Origin of the sequence: Kaistella treverensis (assembly GCF_900114045.1) — a bacterium.
Lineage (GTDB): Bacteria > Bacteroidota > Bacteroidia > Flavobacteriales > Weeksellaceae > Kaistella > Kaistella treverensis.
Window position 1 is genome coordinate 122,786 of sequence record NZ_FORQ01000002.1, and the last position, 18,926, is coordinate 141,711.

An 18,926-nucleotide genomic window follows, 5' to 3' on the forward strand; every position below is an offset into this window, starting at 1 on the left:
AAGATAATTTTTTCGGTGCTAAAGACCGCCTTTTTCGCGGTTTTTTTTATTTGCATTACATTGTTCAAAAAACATAAATTTGCCCGATATGAATTTTTCCCAGCTTCTTCTCGAATTTTTAAAGAAAAATGGCAGCGTTTCTCTCACGGGTTTCGGTACGTTTTTTCTGCAAACAAGCAATGCAGCTCTCGACGAAGAGGAAAAAAACCTTTTGCCACCAGGAACTGAAATCGCATTCAATGCTTCAAAAAGTGAAAATCCGGAAAAATTCATCCGTTTTTTAGCAGCTGAAAAAAACATCAGCGAAAGTGCTGCGGAAGAAGAAATTTCGAAGCAAGTTGTCTATTGGAATTCTGCATTGGAAAAAAATGAAACGCTGAAAATAGAAAATATCGGCACTTTTTATCTTGAAGACAGCAAGCTTCATTTTTCCGGAAACCGGCTGGAAAATCTTTCACCGGCTTTTTTTGGTTTAGAAGAAATCAATATTTCAAAAATTAAAAAAGGCTTCCGAAGCGGCAAAAAACCGTACGCATTCGTGAGAACAATTGCGTGGCTTTTACCTTTAATACTTATCGTTTCGGGACTTACCTACATGGGAATTGAAAAGCCCGACATGATTTTCGGTAAAAAATCTGATCTCACCAATCCGCCAAAAAAGGACGTTTTAACCGTTAAAAAAAATAAACCGAAAGTTGATTCGGTTGCACCGGTTTTGGTACAAGATTCAACTTTAGCAGATTCCACAAAAACGATTGTTGCGCCCGTAAAACCGGCAAAAAAGTGGACTTCGAAATCAAACAAAAACTCTAAATGGAAAAAATCAAAAAAGCGTCAGAATCCTTAACGGTCATGACCAATATAGTTTTGCCGAATGAAACCAATTCTTTAAGAAATTTATTCGGTGGTGAACTTCTGGCAAAAATGGACCGTTGCGCGTCGATCTCCGCGGCGCGACACTGCGAAAGACGCGTGGTTACGGCTTCTGTAAATCACGTTTCTTTTGATTATCCAATTCCCGAAGGTGGTATTGTGGTTTTAGAGTCAAAAGTTTCGCGCGCTTTTTCCACTTCAATGGAAATTTATGTAGACGTTTGGCTGGACGATCCGATTAATCAGAAAAAAATTCACACCAATTCCGGTATTTACACTTTTGTTGCGGTAGACGAATTTAACCGTCCGATTCCAATTCCAAAGATGGAACCGGAAACTGAAATTGAAGTGGAAAGATTTAATGCTGCATTGCGTAGAAAAGAACTTTCCCTGATTCTCTCCGGCCGAATGAAGGCTGCTGATTCAATAGAATTAAAAAAACTTTTCGCTTCAAATTAAAATTTCCGCATGAAAATCCTGCTTTTAGACAAAAACCATCCACTGATTACGGAACAGCTTTCCCAAAATGGTTTTGCTCTGGAAGAAGATTTTTCCTCAACTTACGACGAAGTTTCAGCAAAAATTTCGGGCTACGACGGCATTATTATCCGCAGCAGAATTCCGCTGGACGCCAATATTTTAAAGCACGCGACCAAACTCAAATTTATTGCGAGAGTTGGCGCCGGAATGGAAAATATTGACGGTGATTTTGCCCAAAAAAATAATATTGCACTCATCAGTTCACCCGAAGGAAACCGCGACGCCGTTGCTGAACAGGTTCTTGGAATGCTGTTGGTTTTAATGAACCGATTATTTATCGCTTCAGAAGAGGTAAAAAACGGAATCTGGAAACGTGAAGAAAACCGCGGCGAAGAATTGCTCGGCAAAACTGTAGGACTTATGGGCTACGGAAACATGGGAAAAGCTGTAGCCAAAAGACTTTCGGGTTTTGGCTGCAAGGTGATATTTTACGATATATTGCCAAATATCGGCGATGAATTTGCGACGCAGGTAAGTTTGGAAGAATTACAAAATGAAGCGGACATCATCAGCCTTCACCTACCGATTACAGAAAAGACGCATTATATAATTGATGAAAATTTCATCAAAAAGGTCAGAAAAAATTTCTACCTCGTCAATACCGCACGCGGGAAAAATGTAAAAACTAAAGATTTAGTTTCGGCTATAAAATCAGGGAAGATAAAAGGCGCCGCGATGGATGTTCTGGAATTTGAAAAGTCTTCATTTGAAAATCTGGAAGCTCAAAATCCGGACTTAGATTTCCTGCTTCACTCCGAAAAAGTTTTACTTACACCGCACATTGCCGGCTGGACCATAGAAAGCAAAGAAAAACTTGCGCAGGTAATTGTTGACAAAATCTTAGCGCAGTTTCCGCGACCTTAACAAATGTTTATGATTTGGGTCTTAAGCAATTTTGGTAAAATCTCTTATCTTGCGGTGATTTTTTAAAGCAAAATCCTTTTTTAATGAAATTTTTCCGCCTTTTTTTCTGTTTTTTTCTTTTTTCTACCGTCGTAATTTCCTGTAATAAAGAAGGTTCAGATTCTCAAACTCAAGAAACTTCCCTACCCAACTTCGGAAATGTAGAGCTGGACAACATTTTCGAAGGAAAAGACAATAAGCTTGAGAATAAAGATTCTGTCGTCGCGGTTCTAGACCGATACTACAAAAAAGTGTGGGAAGAGGGTGGTTTATGGGGCGGTTTTTTGGTGGCAAAAGGCGATGAAATTCTGTATGAAGGTTACCGCGGATTTGCACAAGCCAATAATACAGAACCAATTAATGATACAGTCGCGTTGCATGTGGCTTCGGTTTCTAAAACCATCACGGCAATGGCGGCGCTAAAGTTGGTGGAAGCGGGCAAAATTAAGCTACAGGATCCGCTCACCAAATTCTTCCCGGGTTTTCCCTATCCAAAAGTTACCGTTTTCACTTTGCTGAGCCAGCGCAGCGGACTACCGAAATACGAGTATTTTATTGACAAAATTCAGCCTGCGCCAGCGGAAATGTCCAAGGAATATCTTTCAAATCAGGACATTTTAAATATGCTGATTAAATATAAACCCGATCTCGCGCGCGATACCGATACCGGTTTTATGTATTGCAACACCAATTTCGCACTGCTCGCGCTTCTGATTGAAAAAGTCACCCAAACTCCGTTTCCACAGGCGATGGATGAAATGATTTTTGAACCGTTAAAAATGAATCATTCCTATATTTTAAAGGAAAAGTATATGGATAAAGCGGCCAAATCTTTCTACCAACGCGGCCCGAGAGTCTATCCGTATGACCGGCTTGATTTGATCTACGGTGATAAAAATGTGTACACCACGCCGCGCGATTTGCTAAATTTCTCAAAAGCCTTATTTGCGAAAAATTTCCTTCGACCGGATTTAAAGGATCTGATTTTTGAGCCGTACAGCAACGAAAGACCTGGCGTAAACAATTACGGTTTGGGGTTCCGCATGAAAGTTTTCAATGAAGACGAAAAACTTACTTACCATAACGGTTGGTGGCACGGTACGAACTCGGTTTTCGGACATTTATTGAAGTCCCAGGTTACGATTATCGCCATTGGTAATAAATATTCGAGCAAAGTTTATACAGCGTTGGCGCTTTCAGGACTTTTTGAAAATTTCCCGTTTGAAAAGGCAAAAATTCAAAAAGAAATAAATGAGACCGACACTACCGCGGAAAAACTGAGCAACGCGGTGTACAGTGAATAAATTTAGTAATTTTGCAGAAATCCGTTACATGAAAAGATTTCTCTTTCTCTTACTTTTTGGTTTTCTTTTCACGTCGTGTGCCCGCGTGGGTTCGCCGGTTGGTGGTTCTCGGGACAGCATTCCGCCACAGGTAATCGGGAGTAATATTGACAGTCCGCGCACCAATGTATCGCGCAACATCAAAGAACTGCGCATTGATTTCGATGAATACATCAATTTAAAAGAAATCAGCCGCCAGCTTATTATTTCTCCACCGATCAAAAAAATTACCAAGATTTTACCTTCCGGTATCGCGAATAAATTTCTGCTCATTAAATGGGACGATACTTTACAGGAAAATACCACGTATAATTTCAATTTCGGAAATGCTATTGTAGATAATAACGAGGGAAACGCGCTCGGATATTACAATTTTGCCTTTTCTACCGGCGAAAAAATCGACAGTTTGTTCATCAGCGGAGATGTAAAAAAACTTTTAACCGACACCGAAAAAGGTGGTGAATCGAAAAATATTGTGGTCGGATTGTATCAGCAAAAAGACTCCATGGACTTCCGCCAAAAACCCTATTACATCACAATGGCTGATCCGGACGGCTATTTTGAACTGAATTATCTGGCGCCAGGAAAATATAGAGTTTTAGCCTTCGAAGACAGCAACGCGAATTCCGTGTACGATCCGGGGAAAGAGCAGGTCGGTTTTTTGGCTGAAAATATTAATCTGGACAAAAGCATTTCCGGGCTTCAACTAAGTTTGGTTCCTTCCCAGAAAAGCAACAAATATTTGGAAATGAAGGAAGTTCCGGGCGGAATTTTAATGACTTTTGAAGGAAATCCGGAGAAAGTGGATGTTTTATCTTTGAACGAAAAGCTCAAAGACTATAAAATAACGCACGCGCCAAAATCCGATTCGGTTTTTGTCTGGTTCGATGCAAATCAGCAAAATATTGGCATTGAAAGCAATGAAAATTTAAAATTCAGTTATGACAACGGAATAAAGCAGGACACGGTTTCGGTTTTCTACCGTTACAACACGAAAAACGAAATGTTGCTGAGCAACGCGCGCGGTAATCTCTTACCGCCGCAAAAAGATTTCATCATCCGCAGCAATTATTACATTAATGAAATTGCAGCTGAAAAATGGACGTTAGCCTTAGACAGTATTCAGCAGGATTTTACAGCGGAAATATCCAAAGAAAATCCGTTTGAAATACACGTAAAATCCAATTTTGCTGAAGGAAAAAAATATTCACTTTCCATTCCGAAAGAAACCGTTTCATCCTATTACGAAAGCTTAGCAAAATCATATCGTTTTGATTTTGAATCTGATAAGACCGAAAATTACGGTTCATTTTCTTTAACAATTATAAATGGGCCGGCGAAAAAATTCTGGACACAACTTATAAGTGCAAATGGCGAAGTAGCTTATTCAAAATACGGAACTGATCCAAATATCAATTTTTCGGGCTTAAAACCGGAAAAATATCAGCTTCGGATTTTGGTTGACGAAAATGAAAACGGCGTTTGGGACAGAGCAAATTTTGCTGAAAATATTTTCGCAGAACCTGTTTACACTTTCGAAAAAGCTGTGGAAATCCGGCCACTTTGGGAAATAAAAGAAACCTGGACATTGCCGACAAGCAGCGAAACATCAACTTCAGAAATTCCGGAAAAAATGCCAGAAAAGCCGGTAATAAATAAACCATGAAAGTTTTCCTCAACATCATTTATTGGTTTTTAATTGTAATCGCGCTGATACAGTTTATTCCGGTAAACCGCGTAAATAAACCTGTAGATGCGAAAGCTGATTTTGTTAAAATTTACAATACGCCGAAAAACGTGACGCAGATTCTAAAAAAAGCGTGCTACGACTGTCATTCCAACGAAACGGTTTATCCGGATTACGCGTACATCGCGCCCATTTCCTGGTCGATAAAAAATCATGTGGATGAAGGACGCGAACATTTAAACCTTTCAGAATGGGGAAACATCAATAAAGATTTGAAAAAAGATATGCTTGAAAATTCGGTTCATTCGGTGAAAGGTTACACCATGCCGATGCCGGGATACATTTCAAAACATCCGGAAGCCAACCTTACAAAAGCTGAGCGCACTTTGGTTGCAAACTATTTTGAGCAGATTTTAAAAACAAAAAACTATTAATCTTTAAAAGAAAAATAGTTTTTAAGTAAATTTATTTGCCGCTAAAAGCGGCAAATTTTTCGTTTTTATTAAACTGAATTTATCCGCGTGTTATTTTCGGTCTTGAGAAGATCGACATTAAAACACCGCCAAATAATCCGATGGTTTTAATAACCGCAACCTGAGAATCCGGACGCATAAAAGCGCCTACAATACAAAGTCCGGCGGCGATATACATCGGATAAATTAAATTTTTATTGGTTAAAGTCGGCGCTTGAAGGACAAAACTTGCCCCGATCAGCACGTAAAAAAGTCGGTGATACAGAAAATCATTGATATTCTGAGGGAACAGGTTAAAAAACCCGATGACGATACAGATTAACGCACCGATTGATAAAATACCCTGAAGGGTTGTAGTGTTCATGTTCATTAGTAACTTTCGTTTTGGTTAGGGAAATCTCCGGTTTTCACATCTTTTACAAAGCTGGAGACTGCGCCTGTAATTTCGGTATATAAATCGAGATATCGGCGGAGGAATTTGGGTGAAAAACCTTTGTTCATGCCGACCATATCGTGGTAAACGAGAACCTGACCATCGCAGCCCGCGCCGGCGCCAATTCCGATGGTTGGAATTGAAATGCTGTCTGAAACTTTTTGGGCCAAATCTGCCGGAATTTTTTCCAAAACCAAGGCGAAGCAACCCAATTCTTCAAGCAATTTCGCATCATTGATGAGCTTTTCTGCTTCTTCATCTTCTTTCGCGCGAACTTTGTAAGTCCCAAATTGGTAAATGGATTGAGGCGTTAAGCCGAGATGTCCCATAACAGGAATTCCCGCGTTTACGATTTTTGAAATTTCCTGTTCCATTTCTTTGCCGCCTTCAATTTTGACGGCGTGTGCGCCGCCTTCCTTCATCATCCGCACGGCAGATTCCAGCGCTTTTTCGGGATTGCTTTGATAACTGCCGAAAGGCAAATCGGCAACAATCAAAGCGCGTTCAATACCCCGCGTAACGCATTGCGTATGATAAATCATTTGGTCCAGCGTAATGGGCAAAGTGGTTTCGTGACCTGCCATTACATTTGCTGCGGAATCACCAATTAAAACCGCATCTACCCCGCCCGCATCCACCATTTTTGCAGTGGTGAAGTCGTACGCGGTAAGCATGCTGATTTTTTCTTTGTCGAATTTCATTTTTCGCAAAGTTTCAGTGGTGATTTTTTTTATTTCTGAGTGTACAGACATAATTTTCGTAATTGCAGGTTGAGTAACTTGCTGTAGTTTTTATAAAGTAACGTGACCAAGACGAACCAGTTTTTCGTGGTTCAAAATTTTAATATTCCGGCCTTCAACTTCGATTAATTTATCCTGTTTAAACTCCGAAATCAAACGGATGGCGCTTTCTGTAGCCGTTCCGATGATGTTCGCAATTTCTTCGCGCGTCAATGAAATTTTAATAAAACCTTCCGGATCTGTGCCTAATTTCTGCTCCAACAAAAGCAGAATTTCAGCAAGTCTTTCGCGAACTGTTTTCTGTGCTAAAAAGGTAACGGTATTTGAAGATTCTCCGAGCTCAAAGGCTATTTTTTGCAACATTACAAAAGACAGCGCGGGCATTACTTCCAATAAATGAAGAAACAGGTCCGAAGGTAAAAAAGTGGCTTCGATGTCGGTCATCGCTTCGGCGGCAGCCTGGAAATTTTCACCACAAAGAATGGCGCGGTAACCAATCATGTCGCCTTCTTTGATAAAGCGTAAAATCTGGTCCTTTCCGTAAACGCCCTGTTTAGATAATTTTGCGGTTCCTTTGTTCAGAAAATAAACGCCATCCGGTATTTCGCCGTCTTCAAAAAGGATCCCGCCTTTATGGAAATTAAGGGTCTTTTTTTGGGTTAAATAAGCGTTAAAATCTTCCGGTGATAAAGATTCTTTAAAGGTTTGATCATTAAAGACTTGCCGAAGCCGCTCCTCGATCATTGTATGTTTCTCTAAGGACATAGTTATATGACATTTATCAGCAAAAATAGGGTATTTAAGTGCCAGACCCAAATATAATTTTATAATTTTGCACCCCTAATAAAGATTACATTGTCAGAAAACTGTTTTCACTGCGGTCAGACGATTGACAGGGAGCGCATCACCTTCGATAACAAAGCCTTTTGCTGCAACGGGTGCAAATCGGTATTTGATATTCTGAATATGAACGATTTATGCAACTTTTATGAAATGAATAAAAGTTCCGGAATCCGGCCGAATGATGAAAATATCGCACAGTTTGATTATCTGGACACGCCCGAAGTTTTCACCAAAGTCACCGATTTTTCTGAAGGTAATACAACCTTGGTAACTTTTAAAATTCCGGTTATCCATTGTTCATCGTGCATTTGGCTGCTGGAGAGTCTTCAGACTTTGAACAACAACATTAACTATTCGCAGGTAAATTTTACCCGCAAAAACGTGCAAATTTCCTTTAATCATAATGAGCTGAAATTAAGCGACCTCGCAAAATTTCTGACCAATCTCGGTTATAAACCGGTTGTTAATTTAGAAACTGCAGAGAAAAAGGAGGAATTTTTAGATAAAACTTTGATTGTAAAACTCGCGATTGCAGGTTTTGCTTTTGGAAACGGAATGTTCCTGAGTTATCCGGAATACGCCGAACAGGTCATGGGAACTACCGATTTCTGGATGGAAACGTACAAAAATCTTTTCCGCTTTATCATGTTCCTGTTAGCGACGCCGGTCGTGTTTTATTCAGCTTCAGATTATTTTAAATCAGCCTGGTTTGGCTTGAAAAATAAAATTGTAAACATTGATGTTCCGATTGTTTTGGGAATTTTAATGCTTTACGGCCGAAGTATTTACGAAGTTTTAACCGACTACGGACCGGGATATTTCGATACGCTGTGCGGACTGTTATTTTTCATGCTTTTGGGCAAACTTTTTCAGAAAAGAACCTACAGCGCTTTGTCGTATGACCGCGATTACAAATCTTTTTATCCCATTGCGGTTACGAAAATCGATTTTAATGGAGAACAGAAAAATATCCTGCTAAACGAGCTAAAAATTGGTGATCGCATCATGGTGCGAAACCAGGAAATTATTCCGGTGGATGTGATTCTTATTAAAGGTGAAGGAAACATCGATAACAGTTTTATTACCGGTGAAAGTGCCTCCATTCCTAAAGAACCAGGCGATAAAATTTTTGCGGGCGGAAAACAAATCGGTTCTGTTCTGGAACTGGAGGTGATAAAAACCGTGAACCAAAGTTACCTTACACAGCTTTGGAATAAAGAAGCTTTCAAAAAGTTTGAAACCGGACTGGACACCATTACGAACGATATCAGCAAATATTTCACTTTTATCATTCTGGGAATTACTTTGCTTGCAGGCATTTATTGGGCGCAGGTTGATTTCGAAAAAATGTTTCAGGTTGTGGCTGCGATTTTAATTGTGGCTTGTCCGTGTGCGCTTGCGCTTTCGGCACCATTTACTTTAGGCCATATTATGCGGATTTTAGGCCGGAATAAATTCTACGTAAAGGATACGCTGACTATTGAAAAACTGGCAAAAATCGACACGCTAGTTTTTGATAAAACCGGAACAATTACGCACAATAAAGAAGCTAATATCAGCTATGAAGGGGAAACGATTTCAGAATTTGATCTGATTAACCTGAAAAGTCTATTGAAAAACTCAAACCATCCGCTTTCGAAAACTTTATACCAGCATTTGGAAGTGGTTGAAGAATATCTGCCGGTTGAAAATTTTGTGGAAACAGCCGGAAAAGGTTATTCCGGAACTGTTCGCGGAGAAATTTATAAAGTTGGTTCGGCGTCGTTTAATAATCAACCTTCAAAAAACCTGGAAACAGCGGTCTATATTTCAAAAAAAGACCGTTTTATGGGGAAATTTATTTTCACCAATGAATACCGTGAAAATATGTCGGAAATGTTCGCGCAGCTGAAAAATTTTCCGGTTCATATTTTAAGTGGTGATAATGCTTCTGAAGAAAGTTCGCTAAAAAGTTTAGTGCCGAATATCGCGGGAATGAAATTCAACCAAAGCCCGGAAAACAAGCTGAATTATATTAAAGAACTTCAGGAAGAAAGTAGAAAAGTGGCGATGTTGGGCGACGGTCTGAATGACGCCGGCGCGCTGAAACAAAGTAATGTAGGAATAGCTGTGGCAGACGATACGCATTCATTCACGCCGTCGTCGGACGTGATTATGGCTGGAGAAAAAATGCGCTTTTTAAAGGATTATTTTGATTTGTCCAAGGACGCAATAAAAATCGTAAAATTTACGTTTGGAATAAGCTTCTTTTACAATATCATCGGTTTGAGCTTCGCAGTAACGGGTCATCTTTCACCTTTGGTGGCAGCTATTCTGATGCCGATCAGTTCGATTACAGTGGTAATTTTCACCTCAGTTGCAACGTGGACGCGTTCCGGTAAGTACTTTAAAACCAATAAATAACCCGGAAAAAAAGCAGTTATTTAGAAGGAATTTAAATTAACAAAACTTAACATCAGGTGAGGAATATCATAATTTTTAAGTAAATTTGACCGACATATTGCCTAAATTTGCAGGAAATGGAAATATTGTATTTAATGATTCTTTGCAGCGTTACACTTGCTGTAATTTTTCTAATCATTTTTATAATAAGTGCAAGAAAAGGGCAGTTTGAGGATGATGAATCGCCGGCGGTACGAATACTGCTAGAGTCGGAAATCATAAAAGAAAACGGAGAAAAAGAGAAATCTCAGCCGGAAAAAGAAAATAAAAATATAGAAGAAAAAGAGATTAGTTAATATGGAGACACAAAAGTTTAGTTATGATAATAACATTGTGCGGGCCTTTCTTTATGCAACCGTAGTCTTCGGGATTATTGGTTTTTTGCTGGGACTTACCGCCGCTTTAATGTTATTTTACCCCGAACTTCCTGAGTATTTCTTTGGGACAGATGATGCTACCATCGTCAGTTTACAAAGCGGTAATCTTCAGGGTTTAATTAATACCCATGGCGCTTTCGGTTTCGGCCGTATCAGAATGCTGCACACCAGTGCTGTAATTTTTGCCTTTGTTTGTAACGGCTTTTTCGCCGGTGCATATTACTCTTTGCAGAGATTATTGAAAACCAGAATGTACAGCGACACTCTTTCCTGGATTCACTTCTGGGGATGGCAGTTGATGATCGTAGCAGTGGTTATTACATTCTTAATGGGGATCAACACTTCAAAAGAATATGCAGAGCACGAGTGGCCAATTGATATTTTAATTACTGTTATCTGGGTTGTTTTCGGAATTAACATGTTCGGAACAATCATCAAAAGAAGAGTTAGACACTTATACGTTGCTATTTGGTTCTATTTAGGGACCTGGGTGGCAATTGCGATGCTTCACATTTTCAACAACTTAGAAGTTCCTTTATCTTTCGCAGGTTGGAAATCTTACTCAGCTTACGCAGGTGTTAAAGATGCTTTGGTTCAGTGGTGGTACGGCCACAATGCGGTAGCGTTTGTATTGACAACGCCAATCCTTGGTCTAATGTATTATTTCTTACCAAAAGCAGCAGACAGACCCGTATTTTCATATAAACTGTCGATTATCCACTTCTGGTCGCTTATCTTCGTTTATATCTGGGCAGGACCACACCACTTACAGTATACTGCAATTCCTGGTTGGGCTCAGGCTTTAGCAACCGGTTTCTCCATCATGCTTATTGCACCGTCTTGGGGTGGTATGCTTAACGGACTTCTTACATTAAGAGGTGCGTGGGATAAAGTAAGAGAAAACCCTGTATTAAAATTCTTCGTAGTAGCAATTACCTGTTATGGTATGGCGACTTTCGAAGGACCTTTATTGGCTACAAAAACATTAAATAAAATTGGTCACTATACCGATTGGGTTATTGGTCACGTTCATGTCGGAGCTTTAGGCTGGAACGGTTTCATGACTTTCGGGATGATTTATTACCTCCTGCCAATTATGTGGAGAACCAAACTGTGGTCAGTAAAATTAGCTAACTGGCATTTCTGGCTAGGTACTTTAGGAATTATTTTCTATGCCGTGCCTTTATATATCGCTGGATTTACGCAAGGTTTAATGTGGAAACAGTTTAACCCAGACGGAACTTTAGTTTACAAAAACTGGTTAGATACTGTAACAGCGATTATCCCTTACTATCAAATGCGATTTGTGGGTGGTTTCCTTTACATTTCCGGAGCGATCCTGATGTGTGTGAACCTTGTTGCTACCGTAAGAAGCGGATCATTCCAGAAAGAAGTTCCTGCAGAAGCACCAGCTTTAGCAAAAATCAGCAATAAAAGAAAAGAAGGCGAAGGACTTCACCTTTGGATTGAAAGAATGCCGACTTTGCTTACAGTACTTTCATTTATTGCCGTTGCAATCGGAGGTTTCCTGGAAATTGTACCGACACTTACCATTAAAGAAAACGTACCGACTATAGCCGCGGTAAAACCTTATTCACCACTTGAACTGGAAGGTCGTGATTTATATATCCGCGAAGGCTGTAACTCTTGCCACTCGCAGATGATCAGACCATTCCGAGACGAGGTTGTCAGATTCAACGGTAAAAACGGGCAATATTCCAAAGCAGGAGAATTTGTTTATGACAGACCTTTCCTTTGGGGTTCTAAAAGAACAGGTCCGGATTTGCACCGTGAAGGTGGTAAAAACCCAAGTTCATGGCACTATAAGCACATGTTGAACCCTAGAGTAACTTCTGCAGGTTCCATCATGCCAAGATATCCATGGTTGATTTCTCGTGACCTTGACCGCAGCCAGATGGTAGCTAAAGTTGAGTTGATGAAGAATACATTTGATGTTCCGTACACACAGGCACAAATTGATTCCGCTGACTCATGGGCTGATAACCAGGCAAGCGCTATTGTGAAAGAAATTTATTCTGAAGCAGCTGACGTTAAAAAAGCTTATGAAGATAAAAAAGCCGCTGAAGGAGCCAATTTTACTCCTTTGGAGAAGAAAGAAATCGTAGCCTTGATTGCTTATCTGCAAAGACTTGGTACGGATATTAAAACAACAGAGATTAAAACGGCTAGCACCAATTAATATCAATTAAACTGCATTGTCATGATACCGCAGAGTGTAAAAGATATATTAGCAAACGGCGATAATGTTGGTCTTTACCAGACCATCGCCATGATATTGTTTATCATATTTTTCTTAGGTATTGTGTTCTACGTTTTTTCCAGACCGAAGAAATACTACGAAGAAGAAGAGAATGCACCTTTAAACGATGATATTGAAGATAAAGATCTTTAGAAAAACTAAACTATTATGAAACAAAGAACACCCGTATACATTACCATACTTGTAATTCTTGTGATTTTATTCATCATTTATTACATGTTTGTGCAGGACTCCTCTTTCCTTTCGTCACCATATTTTTGGGGAACGGTAGCGATTGCAATCATCTTATCCATGATTCACAACACCATTGGAGATTTGATAGAGAATGACATGTTCAAAAAGCTGACGCTGGATCAAAAGACAGAATATCTTTCGGTTAAGAAGCAACCTTACTTCAAAACTTTGTATGAAAGTGCCTTTAAAAAGCAATCGAATACTCAGGAGCAGGACATCTTAATTGACCATGGTTTTGACGGAATTATGGAGTTGGACAATCAACTTCCAAAATGGTGGTTAGGATTATTTTATGCAGGTTGCATTTATTGTGTAATTTATATGGTTTCATACTGGACAACAGATTTTGCACATCAGGTGCCGGAATACGACAGAGAATACATTGCGCAAACTGCAAGTATTGAAGAGTACATGAAAAACACTCCACCGCCAACAATAGAAAATGCAGTTTTCTCTCCGGATAATATTGCAGCCGGTGAAGAAGTATATAAAACCAACTGTGTATCTTGTCACAGTGACGGTGGAAAAGGAGGAATTGGACCAAACTTAACCGATAACAACTGGATTAACCAACCGGAGAAAACTTTATTTAAAAATGTCTTCCACATGGTGGAAAATGGAAGTCCGAATAATCCGGCGATGCAGGCCTTCGGTAAAAACGGTGTACTTACAGGATTTGATATCCAGAATGTAGCCGCTTATGTTTATCATATTAACCAGGAGCAATCACCTATTACACCTGCACAAGGTGGCGCAGCTCCACAGGGAACTACCGCCAACTGGGAGAAATAAACATCAAACAAAAACAACACTACTATGAAAACATAATTTGTTATCTTATACAACGGGATAGCGGATTATGTTTTTTTTAATTTGAGAAAAAAATGTCAGAAGAAAAACACTATAGAGGTGGACAGGGGCAAGTTGTAGAAGCTGAAACTTTCAGAGATTCAGTAGGTACAATGGAGCAGTCTGGTAAGCGGAAATGGGTTTTCCCACGAAAACCTAAAGGCCGCTATACCGACTACCGAACCTTAGTAGCCGTAATTTTATTATCATTATTTTTCGCCATTCCGTTTATTAAAATTAATGGCAACCCTTTATTATTACTAAATATCTTAGATCGCCAGTTTTTTATCGCTGGTCAGCCATTTTATCCTCAGGATTTTTTCATCCTGGCGATGGGCGCTATAACTTCTATCGTCTTTATCATACTTTTTACGGTGGTATTCGGGCGTATTTTTTGTGGATGGATCTGTCCGCAAACAATATTCTTGGAAATGATTTTCCGTAAGATAGATTATCTGATAGAAGGTGACAGAAACAAGCAGATGAAGCTGGACCGCCAGGAATGGAATGCGGAAAAAATAGGCAAAAGAGGCCTAAAATATTTTATTTTCGTAATCATCTCGCTGATCATTACTCACTGGATGTTTATGTACATCGTAGGACATCAGGAAGTTTTGAACATCATGCAGCAGGGACCGTTCGCTAACTTTTCGAACTTTTTGGTAATGATTCTTTTCACCGCTGCATTCTATTTTACATTTGCGTGGTTCCGCGAGCAGGTTTGTACTTTGGTCTGTCCTTACGGAAGACTTCAGGGCGTCTTGATAGACAAGCAGACTATCAATGTTTACTATGATTTTAAAAGAGGTGAAAACCGTTCAAAATGGAGAAAAGGTGAAGACCGCGCTGCCGAAGGTAAAGGCGACTGTATCGACTGTAACCAATGTGTAGTAGTTTGTCCAACCGGAATTGATATCCGCGACGGGCAACAGCTGGAATGTGTAAACTGTACCGCTTGTATCGACGCTTGTGACGAGGTAATGGTAAAAGTTGGTTTACCGAAAGGGCTTATCCGCTACGCAACCGAAGATGAGATTGAAAAGGAAGTGCCTTTCAAATTCACCAACAGAATGAAAGCCTACTCCGCTGTTTTAATTTTAATGGTCGGATTCCTTGGTTTTCTTTTAAGTAACCGCGGCGAAATGGAAGCGAAATTCATTAAACCTGCCGGCTCATCTTATTTTGTGCGTGACGGAAACATCACCAATATTTATAACTATACTTTCCTGAATAAATCTACAAAAGATCAGATTGTGACTGTTAAAATTATTGAACCTAAACACGGAAAAGTTACCTTGAGTGGAGAAGACAAAATAATGCTCAAAAAGGACCAAATAACCAAAGGGACAGTAAACATCAGTTTCCCCGAAAAAGAAGTCCAGGTTTCAAAACAAAAAGTAAAAATCGGCGTTTATGATACGTCAGGCAAATTATTGGATTCTTTCGACACGTATTTCGAAGGTCCATTTAAAATTCAATTTTAAGCAAAAAAATGTTCAAAAAATTCAGCTGGGGTCACGGCATTGTCGTGGCATTAGCATCATTCATAGCGTTCATCTTATTTATGATTCTTATTTTTCCGGAAGGACAGCAAAATTCAGAGCTGGTTTCCGACGATTATTATCAGGATGAATTAAGTTATCAGACCGTCATCGATTCTAAAAAAAATGCCGATTTACTGGCAGAAAAACCAAGTTTTCAGCAATCGCCAGCGGGAATTAAAATTTTGTTTCCTGAAACGCTTACACCGGAAAACGGTAAAGTAAATTTTGAATTATACCGCACGGATGATTCCAACCTCGACGTGAAAAAAGAACTTTCCCTGGACGCAGCTCACGCCATTTTAATTCCTGCAAAAGTAATTTCGAAAGGTTCCTACACTTTAAAAATCAAATGGCAGCAGGATAAAAAACCGTATCAGGTAGATTACGACGTGTTATGGAACTAGCGCTAATACTTTCGGCATTGGGGCTGGGCTTCGCCTCGGGTTTTCACTGCATTGGTATGTGTGGCCCGATTGCGTTGTCGATGGGATTGACCAAAAAACAGTCTACCAATTTCTACCTTCAAAATCTTACGTATCAATTTGGCAGAATTACCACCTATTCTATTTTAGGCGGAGTTTTGGGAATAATCGGTGAAGGATTTGAAATGGTTGGCTTCCAGCAATATCTTACCATCGCGGTGGGAATTCTTCTCATTTTAATGGCTGTTTTTTCCTTCGGCGGAAAAGATTTTGCTTCAAAATTGCCCTTTTTATCCGAATTTTTATTCAAAGTAAAAATGAAACTTTCCAAACTGCTTCAAAAAGCAGATTACCGTTCGCGTTACGCCACTGGTTTGCTGAACGGACTTTTACCTTGCGGAATGGTTTATATGGCATTAACCGCAAGTCTCGCTGCTGGTGGAATTTTACAGAGCGCAGGCTTTATGGCGCTTTTCGGACTCGGCACTTTACCGTTTATGTTTTTGGTGGTTTTAGTCGGGAATTTAATGACCAGTGCGCTGCGCCTGAAAATCTTAAAAATTGTGCCTGTAATGATGATTATTTTAGGAGGTTTATTTATCCTTCGCGGCATGGAACTCGGCATTCCGTACGTTTCGCCACAAAAAGCATCAATGCAGGTTATCCACAACAATTCTATCGAACATCAGCACGGCAACCACGAAAGTTGTCATTAAACTTCTGAATTTTAACCTGTTCCGTATTTTGGTATCTATTTTGAAGCTCAAATAAATAGATATAAAATCATGATGATGAAAAAAATAGGGCTTTGGCTTTCTGCAGTTGGTCTCATCGCGCTTCAATCCTGCTCCGTTAACACAGAAACTACATATTACAAAGATTCGGCGTCCAGCATGGAGTCGAATATTCTTATGGATAAAGGCATGCTCTCGATGATGAATATGATGAGCGGCGACCAGTCTAAACCTGCAGCTTTATCAAAGCTTTCCACGGACTGGAAAAGCTTTTACGATATACAAAAAGACAACCTTTTAACGCTGAATAAAGATTCCACCAAAGTTTTGCAGAAGATGTTTGTAAAACTTAACAAAGACAAAGGCGAAATCTACGGTGTTTCATTAAAATACGATAAACTTTTGCCACAGGAAGTGACATCGCTTTTAAGCCAAAGTAAAGAACTGAAAAGACTACCGCTCCAAAATATCGCGAAATGGAACGGCAACACATTAACCATTGATACCGATAAATTTAATTCTGCCTCATTTTTAAATACCATCGAAGAAAACGCAGAACAAAAAGAAATTAAAAATCCGAAAACAAAAAGCGATTCCATTGAAGCTTACGGCAGACAAATGGCGCAAAGTGTAATGGGGATGATGAAAATGTTTCCGGTAAATTTTTCCAGCACAATCAAATTTCAGAAACCGATAAAATCAATAGTTGGGAAGCACGATTTCGTTAAACAAATCGATAAGAAAACCATTCAGATCAACGTCCGCAGCGACGATTTGCTGGATGATGGCAAAAAACTCACCAACAAAGACAAAAAAATAATCGTCACAACAGAATAAAAAAAACCGCCTTATTAGGCGGTTTTTTTGATTTTATAAATTTTAGCTGATAAGGTCAAAACGCGCATATTCCGCGATTTTTGCCGGAATTTTTATTCCGCCTTCAACCTGATTATTTTCCAGAATCGCCGCCATAATTCTCGGCAACGCAAGTGCAGAACCATTTAATGTATGAACCAACTGCGTTTTTCCATCGCTTTTAAATCTGCATTTCAGGCGGTTTGCCTGAAAGTTTTCGAAATTCGAAACCGAAGAAACTTCAAGCCATTTTTCCTGAGCTGCGCTCCAAACTTCAAAATCGTAAGTCATCGCTGAAGTGAAGCCCATATCACCACCACATAACCTTAAAATACGGTACGGAAGCTCTAATTCTTCCAAAAGCGACTGCACATGTTTCACCATTTCTTCCAGTGCTGCGTAGGAATTTTCCGGTTTTTCCAAACGTACGATTTCTACTTTTTCAAACTGATGAAGACGGTTCAAACCACGGACGTGCGCGCCATAACTTCCGGCTTCACGGCGGTAACATTGTGAAAAAGCCGTGTTCTTTAACGGTAAATCTTTCTCCTCCAGAATTACATCCCGATAAATATTCGTCACCGGAACTTCCGCAGTCGGAATCAGATACAAATTATCTTCAGCCGCAAAATACATCTGACCTTCTTTGTCAGGCAATTGTCCCGTTCCGTACGCCGACGCTTCATTCACAACATGTGGCGGATTTACTTCCATATAACCTGCGTCCACATTTTTATCTAAAAAATACTGAACCAATGCTCTTTGCAAGCGAGCACCTTTATCCAAATAAACCGGAAAACCGGCACCCGCTATTTTTACACCAAGTTCAAAATCTATTAAATTATATTTTTTTGCCAATTCCCAGTGCGGAATTGCACCTTCGCCCAAACCTTCAACCTCGTGAGATTGGTAAATAATTTCGTTGTCGTCCGCAGAACTTCCGGCTTTCACCTTTTCGTACGGGATATTCGGAATTAAATATAAAATTTCCAGCAGCTGATTTTCTACATCTTTCAGTTTTTGCTGTAATTCCTGCGAATTTTCTTTGTACGCCGCGGTTTTAGATTTCGCTTTTTCAGCTTCCTCTTTTTTACCTTCTTTCATCAAAATCCCGATTTCTTTCGAAATTTTGTTCATTTCCGCTAAATTTTGGTCAAGTTCAAACTGAAGTTTTTTGCGCTGATCGTCCGCAGCAATTGCTTCATCTACCAATTCAGGTTGTTTGAAATTTCGTTTTTGCAAACCAGCAAGAACGCGGTCTTTACTTTCGCGTAAAAAATTTACTTGTAACATAAGCTAAAAAAAATTGAGTTCTAAAACGGAAAAAAACCGTCAGTAAGCGGCAAATTTACG

The 18,926-nt window shown here is 39.6% G+C and carries 19 protein-coding genes; 15 read left to right on the top strand and 4 right to left on the bottom strand.

Going from position 1 to position 18,926, the window contains the following annotated elements; translation table 11 throughout:
* Positions 1 to 88 precede the first annotated feature (88 nt).
* The 6 genes from BMZ55_RS05950 to BMZ55_RS05975 all read left to right on the top strand — a co-directional run bounded on the left by BMZ55_RS05950 (position 89) and on the right by BMZ55_RS05975 (position 5,780).
* Positions 89 to 847, top strand: a complete 759-nt coding sequence (locus tag BMZ55_RS05950) for an HU domain-containing protein (protein WP_089819542.1) — start codon at positions 89 to 91, stop codon at positions 845 to 847.
* Positions 814 to 1,332 (top strand): acyl-CoA thioesterase, encoded by a 519-nt coding sequence (locus BMZ55_RS05955; RefSeq protein ID WP_039341941.1) that lies wholly within the window; start codon positions 814 to 816, stop codon positions 1,330 to 1,332. Before BMZ55_RS05950 ends, BMZ55_RS05955 begins: the two co-directional genes overlap by 34 nt.
* 9 nt (positions 1,333 to 1,341) lie before the next feature.
* Positions 1,342 to 2,277: a 2-hydroxyacid dehydrogenase gene (locus BMZ55_RS05960; protein WP_089819543.1), complete on the top strand. Its 936-nt coding sequence runs from the start codon at positions 1,342 to 1,344 to the stop codon at positions 2,275 to 2,277.
* Between the two features lie 83 nt (positions 2,278 to 2,360).
* Positions 2,361 to 3,620 (top strand): serine hydrolase domain-containing protein, encoded by a 1,260-nt coding sequence (locus BMZ55_RS05965; protein ID WP_089819544.1) that lies wholly within the window; start codon positions 2,361 to 2,363, stop codon positions 3,618 to 3,620.
* A gap of 28 nt (positions 3,621 to 3,648) precedes the next feature.
* Positions 3,649 to 5,325, top strand: a complete 1,677-nt coding sequence (locus tag BMZ55_RS05970; protein WP_089819545.1) for an Ig-like domain-containing domain — start codon at positions 3,649 to 3,651, stop codon at positions 5,323 to 5,325.
* Positions 5,322 to 5,780 (top strand): heme-binding domain-containing protein, encoded by a 459-nt coding sequence (locus tag BMZ55_RS05975; RefSeq protein ID WP_089819546.1) that lies wholly within the window; start codon positions 5,322 to 5,324, stop codon positions 5,778 to 5,780. The genes BMZ55_RS05970 and BMZ55_RS05975 overlap by 4 nt, the downstream gene beginning before the upstream one ends.
* A 79-nt stretch (positions 5,781 to 5,859) precedes the next feature.
* Here BMZ55_RS05975 and BMZ55_RS05980 read toward each other — a convergent pair whose 3' ends face one another.
* Genes BMZ55_RS05980 through BMZ55_RS05990 form a run of 3 tightly spaced genes read right to left on the bottom strand, consistent with a single transcriptional unit; the run spans position 5,860 to position 7,757 of the window.
* Positions 5,860 to 6,183: a hypothetical protein gene (locus BMZ55_RS05980; protein ID WP_233701910.1), complete on the bottom strand. Its 324-nt coding sequence runs from the start codon at positions 6,181 to 6,183 to the stop codon at positions 5,860 to 5,862.
* A gap of 5 nt (positions 6,184 to 6,188) precedes the next feature.
* Positions 6,189 to 7,004, bottom strand: a complete 816-nt coding sequence (panB, locus tag BMZ55_RS05985) for a 3-methyl-2-oxobutanoate hydroxymethyltransferase (RefSeq protein ID WP_089819548.1) — start codon at positions 7,002 to 7,004, stop codon at positions 6,189 to 6,191.
* A 39-nt stretch (positions 7,005 to 7,043) separates the two neighbouring features.
* On the bottom strand, positions 7,044 to 7,757 hold the full coding sequence (locus BMZ55_RS05990; protein ID WP_089819549.1) for a Crp/Fnr family transcriptional regulator: 714 nt from the start codon (positions 7,755 to 7,757) through the stop codon (positions 7,044 to 7,046).
* A gap of 90 nt (positions 7,758 to 7,847) precedes the next feature.
* On the opposite strand from BMZ55_RS05990, the gene BMZ55_RS05995 reads away from it, so the two are divergent.
* From BMZ55_RS05995 to BMZ55_RS06035, 9 genes are all read left to right on the top strand, one after another.
* Positions 7,848 to 10,238: a heavy metal translocating P-type ATPase gene (locus BMZ55_RS05995; protein WP_089819550.1), complete on the top strand. Its 2,391-nt coding sequence runs from the start codon at positions 7,848 to 7,850 to the stop codon at positions 10,236 to 10,238.
* A 116-nt stretch (positions 10,239 to 10,354) separates the two neighbouring features.
* The gene (gene ccoS, locus BMZ55_RS06000; protein WP_089819551.1) at positions 10,355 to 10,573 is read left to right on the top strand and encodes a cbb3-type cytochrome oxidase assembly protein CcoS; all 219 of its coding nucleotides are present in this window, start codon (positions 10,355 to 10,357) and stop codon (positions 10,571 to 10,573) included.
* A 1-nt stretch (position 10,574) separates the two neighbouring features.
* Positions 10,575 to 12,854, top strand: coding sequence for a cytochrome-c oxidase, cbb3-type subunit I (gene ccoN, locus BMZ55_RS06005; protein WP_039341976.1), 2,280 nt, complete (start codon positions 10,575 to 10,577; stop codon positions 12,852 to 12,854).
* A gap of 21 nt (positions 12,855 to 12,875) precedes the next feature.
* Positions 12,876 to 13,067: a cbb3-type cytochrome oxidase subunit 3 gene (locus BMZ55_RS06010; RefSeq protein ID WP_039341979.1), complete on the top strand. Its 192-nt coding sequence runs from the start codon at positions 12,876 to 12,878 to the stop codon at positions 13,065 to 13,067.
* Positions 13,068 to 13,082: 15 nt separating this feature from the next.
* The gene (locus BMZ55_RS06015) at positions 13,083 to 13,961 is read left to right on the top strand and encodes a cbb3-type cytochrome c oxidase N-terminal domain-containing protein (protein ID WP_089819552.1); all 879 of its coding nucleotides are present in this window, start codon (positions 13,083 to 13,085) and stop codon (positions 13,959 to 13,961) included.
* Between the two features lie 92 nt (positions 13,962 to 14,053).
* On the top strand, positions 14,054 to 15,502 hold the full coding sequence (ccoG, locus tag BMZ55_RS06020; protein ID WP_089819553.1) for a cytochrome c oxidase accessory protein CcoG: 1,449 nt from the start codon (positions 14,054 to 14,056) through the stop codon (positions 15,500 to 15,502).
* A gap of 8 nt (positions 15,503 to 15,510) precedes the next feature.
* Positions 15,511 to 15,966: a FixH family protein gene (locus tag BMZ55_RS06025; RefSeq protein WP_039341989.1), complete on the top strand. Its 456-nt coding sequence runs from the start codon at positions 15,511 to 15,513 to the stop codon at positions 15,964 to 15,966.
* The gene (locus tag BMZ55_RS06030) at positions 15,957 to 16,700 is read left to right on the top strand and encodes a sulfite exporter TauE/SafE family protein (protein WP_089819554.1); all 744 of its coding nucleotides are present in this window, start codon (positions 15,957 to 15,959) and stop codon (positions 16,698 to 16,700) included. Before BMZ55_RS06025 ends, BMZ55_RS06030 begins: the two co-directional genes overlap by 10 nt.
* A gap of 75 nt (positions 16,701 to 16,775) precedes the next feature.
* Positions 16,776 to 17,555, top strand: a complete 780-nt coding sequence (locus tag BMZ55_RS06035) for a hypothetical protein (protein WP_143068754.1) — start codon at positions 16,776 to 16,778, stop codon at positions 17,553 to 17,555.
* 42 nt (positions 17,556 to 17,597) lie between these two features.
* Here the strand turns inward: BMZ55_RS06035 and serS are convergent, their stop codons facing one another.
* Positions 17,598 to 18,866: a serine--tRNA ligase gene (serS, locus tag BMZ55_RS06040; protein ID WP_089819556.1), complete on the bottom strand. Its 1,269-nt coding sequence runs from the start codon at positions 18,864 to 18,866 to the stop codon at positions 17,598 to 17,600.
* Between the last annotated feature and the right edge of the window lie 60 nt (positions 18,867 to 18,926).